The sequence below is a fragment of the Magnetococcales bacterium genome, assembly GCA_015232395.1.
GTDB lineage: Bacteria > Pseudomonadota > Magnetococcia > Magnetococcales > JADFZT01 > JADFZT01.
The window spans coordinates 1-2,978 of the sequence record JADFZT010000004.1; the positions used below are offsets into that span (position 1 = coordinate 1).

General features: G+C 52.0%; 3 protein-coding genes. 2 read left to right on the forward strand and 1 reads right to left on the reverse strand.

What is annotated here, in order from left to right; all coding sequences use genetic code 11:
• Positions 1-197 precede the first annotated feature (197 nt).
• Both HQL52_02065 and HQL52_02070 read left to right on the forward strand, forming a co-directional pair.
• Positions 198-488, forward strand: coding sequence for a transposase (locus tag HQL52_02065; GenBank protein MBF0368216.1), 291 nt, complete (start codon positions 198-200; stop codon positions 486-488).
• 306 nt (positions 489-794) lie between these two features.
• Positions 795-1,775: a hypothetical protein gene (locus HQL52_02070; protein ID MBF0368217.1), complete on the forward strand. Its 981-nt coding sequence runs from the start codon at positions 795-797 to the stop codon at positions 1,773-1,775.
• Positions 1,776-1,994: 219 nt separating this feature from the next.
• Here HQL52_02070 and HQL52_02075 read toward each other — a convergent pair whose 3' ends face one another.
• A complete protein-coding gene (locus HQL52_02075) occupies positions 1,995-2,681 on the reverse strand; it encodes a LexA family transcriptional regulator (GenBank protein MBF0368218.1) in 687 nt (228 codons plus the stop codon).
• Between the last annotated feature and the right edge of the window lie 297 nt (positions 2,682-2,978).

Consider the following 2,978-nt stretch of genomic DNA (forward strand, 5'->3'; position numbering starts at 1 on the left):
AAGTACTCGACTACCGACCCGTCTTTGTTCTTGCGTTTGGTGGTTCGTAGATACATGCCCATATTGATGACATTTTCCACGTTTCATGTCAATCGGTTAAATGAATAGTCGTGTGACTACACATTTCACGCGAAAACAGCCCACAAAGTACCGTAACATGTCGTTTTCTTTAGGATTTGATTTTTCGATAGGCTCAAATGTGCCCACCCGCCAGAAACTCAGGCCGGGATATCGCCACTGCCTACAGTCGGGCGCGGGAGGAGACCGAGGAGTTCAAAAAGGAATACGCCATTCGCGCTGGGGGCGAGTCAGTCAATGCGGCTCTCAAGACGGCACATGGTCTGGGCAAGGTCTGGACCCGGCGTCTGATTCGGGTCGCCTTTGCGGTCAGAATGAAGGCTTTGGCCAGTAACGTGAAACGATTTCTACGCTACAGATGCGCCCAAATGGCCGGAAAAGTTGAAAAGACAGAACTCGTTCCGGCGTAATGGGGTAAATCCCCCTCGTTTCTCGCAGGATTGGGCTTTGAAAGGTGGGTCAGGGAGGGGCAGAGCGAGGTTTTTGGGCGGTTTGGTGAGATTTTCACATCAAGCAGTCAACTGGCCTGGGAATGCTATCAAGCTTGAACGGACTTTTTTCGGGGGACTCAATCCAGAGGAAAAGATGTGGTGGTGGTTCAAAAAAGTGGTCTAACAGCTGGAAAAGGATTGAAACGAAAGGTACTTTTCAGGCACGATGTTAAATGAGCAGGGTATCTGTTGGCGGCTGGTTCGCCACTTTATCGGCAAATAATCATGAAAAAGAAAAAAAAGAAGGCCAAAGCGCCCAAAATAGAACAACTGGAAGATCGTATCGCCCCGGGTCTGCTGGGGGGTGAAATGGGATCTATGGTGCTGGATGCCTTGGATGCCGGATTGGAAAACGAGCTCCCTCCACCGCCCGAAATCGACGATTTTCACCCCTCTACCGATACCGATGAGCTTCCACCCCCTCCCGAAACCGACGATTATTATCCCCATCCCGATAGCGACGATCCAGCGCCACCACCCGACCCCATCAGCGAAATCGGGACTCAAATCCGTTCAGCCGCCTCCGAAGCCTATGATTTGGCCATCGCCAGTGGTGCATCGGATCTGGAAGCAGCCCAAGCAGCAGCTCAGGCAGGCAGGGAAATGGCCTCCAGCCTTTTTCATGAGGCCTCCGGTGATTTGGACCCTCCAGAATCAGTAGATGCGGTGGTGGATGCCGGGCAGAATACCTACCACAATGCCATCGAAGGAGGTGCCAGCCATCAGGAGGCCCTGGCTGAGGCTGGAGAAGCTGCATTGAATGAAGCCTCTGCCCAGGGCATACCTGTAGAGGAAACCCAGGCAGTGATGGGAGCAGCCTCCGATGCCTTCTTTGGTGAACTCCAAAATGGAGCCTCTCCTCAAGAAGCCTTCCAAACCAGTGTTGAAGCTGCTGTGGAAGAGGCCGAAAACCAGGGACTACCCGGTGAAGAGCTGCAAGCGGCCATGGTTGCCAGCACCGAAACATTTGCCGAAGCCCTGCAAAATGGCAACACCCCGGAAGAGGCCTTCAACGCCGCTACCGAAGCCGCAACCCAGGCCTATATGGAGGCAGCCACAGAATCAGCCGTAGAGAATATCCAGGCTTCTCTTCCTGACGAAATCGGGGAAAACAGCTCTGGTGAAGGGCGTGATGAAGGGAACGATATCCATCAGGAAGCGTTGGAAGAGACGTTTGGTGGCCGAACGGAAGGCACGCGGGATTAAACAGAGCCACAACAACAGGCCAGATTTTGCTGACACGGGTATCTTGCACTTCTGCGGCGACTATCACCCTACGGTGCTGCGGCTACTGACAATATCAAAACCATCCCAGAACCCTCACCTACGCCCCAAAGGCTCCGATTTTCTGAGAGTGTCTCTTGCCAGGAACACCTGTCACTTCAGATCAAGCGAAGAACACCTGCCACTTCAGATCAAGGGAACCTAAAGATCCTTCCCGGCCCAAACCACCCGGCCAATAATATCCAAACCCATATCTCCTTCACTCTCTACATTAAAAGCAGGGGAGTTGGGATTGTCGGAAAGCACCATGATTTGGCTTTGCTGGCGAAACTGAAGCCGTTTGGCATAGAGATGACGGTTCATCCTGAGGACAAAAATCCGGTTATCCAGAGGCTCCTTCTGGCGCAAATCCACTAACAAAACATCGCCATCGGAGATGGTGGGATGCATGGAATCGCCGATGGCGTCGATGATGGTGAGAAATTTGGGATTCAGACGCCGTTTTTGCAGCCAAACCCGTTTGAAGGCAAGATGTCCGTTGATCGCCTCTGCTTCAGGGGCTTCCATCCCGGGACCGAGGCTCGCTCCCACTTGCAGTCGTGGGATGGGTACAAATTCGTTGGAAAGCTCCCCAAGATCCAAAAAAGGCAACTTTTCATCCTCGTCAAAGGATTCATCCATCCAACCATACGCTTGCCCATAAGCCTCTTCGATCCGTCTGGCCAGGGCCTCTCCCACATTACGAGAGCCTTTGGGGCTGACAATCTGGGAAAGATAGGATTTGTCAGTACCAACTTTGCGGGCAACCGTGGCCTGACTTCCCTCCCGGTGAATGATTTCCAGAAGTTTGGCTTTGCGTAAAGCGTGTAGGCGATTTTCGGCGATCATGATGGGGACAATTTTCGAAAAGATCGTGATAGCAGCTGATGCTGCGGTAAAATGCTAATCAAAAGTTTAGCGTTGCATGATAATCATGTCAACAATCAAATGAGCGCTCTTCTTTTCATAAAAGAGTGGCAGATCAAAGGGGGGGATGGATTTCCCGGATGGATAGAGCGAACTTGTTGCTTGGGGGGGAGTGGATGAAGGGCCTGTTCCAAAAAAACCGACATCTGGCATCCAGTGTCAAATTGTTACCACAAAACAGGCTGGATTCTGACGAATCCCGCAATGGATTGTCTGGAC

Excerpts from the sequence above, each read along its gene's own strand:
- HQL52_02070 (MBF0368217.1), top strand. The coding sequence starts at position 795 with ATGAAAAAGAAAAAAAAGAAGGCCAAAGCGCCCAAAATAGAACAACTG.
- HQL52_02065 (MBF0368216.1), top strand. The coding sequence starts at position 198 with ATGTGCCCACCCGCCAGAAACTCAGGCCGGGATATCGCCACTGCCTAC.
- HQL52_02075 (MBF0368218.1), bottom strand. The coding sequence starts at position 2,681 with ATGATCGCCGAAAATCGCCTACACGCTTTACGCAAAGCCAAACTTCTG.